This is a genomic window from Vibrio sp. M260118 (genome assembly GCF_036533755.1).
GTDB lineage: Bacteria > Pseudomonadota > Gammaproteobacteria > Enterobacterales > Vibrionaceae > Vibrio.
The window spans coordinates 1-560 of the sequence record NZ_JATABG010000700.1; the positions used below are offsets into that span (position 1 = coordinate 1).

Consider the following 560-nt stretch of genomic DNA (forward strand, 5'->3'; position numbering starts at 1 on the left):
GTACATTTGTTCAGTTTCTATTTCTCCACCTCTACCTAAACTTTTCATTTGAGTTACCCAATAAGCATCGTTTAATGCGTTACGTTCGCTACTCTGCGCCACTGATGCTATCTGGCGTGGTTGGTTTCGGGTTAAGCGGCGCCGAAAGATGGGTTGTTGCCGGAGCAACGAACTTAGAAACCTTGGGCATGTACGCAATTGCCGCCAAGTTTGCCTTAGGCGTCGGCATATTGATCCAACCCTTTCATATGTGGTGGATGCCAAAACGATTTGAAACCATGGCTTCAAGAGGGGCCGACTACGTGGCAAGCGTAACGACACAAGGAATCCTATTACTGTGCGTTATTTCGATAGCCGTCGCCTGGTTAAGCCAGATTTTTATTACCCTCGCTCTACCCAGCTCATACTTACCTGCGGTTGCCTTGGTTGGCTTGACCATCACCATGATGCTGTTTAAAGAGCTCGTCGAGCTGACCAACTTCGGCATACTATATAAGAAAAACACGTCTCAGCTGCTATATATCAACCTTGTATCAACGGCTATCGCCTTTGTTATCTGC

Annotated in this window: 1 protein-coding gene; it reads left to right on the plus strand. The window is 47.0% G+C overall.

Annotated features, from left to right (window positions below):
* Positions 1-74 precede the first annotated feature (74 nt).
* Positions 75-560 (plus strand): lipopolysaccharide biosynthesis protein (locus QTO00_RS20680; RefSeq protein WP_443088957.1); only part of this gene is annotated, 486 nt, incomplete at its 3' end.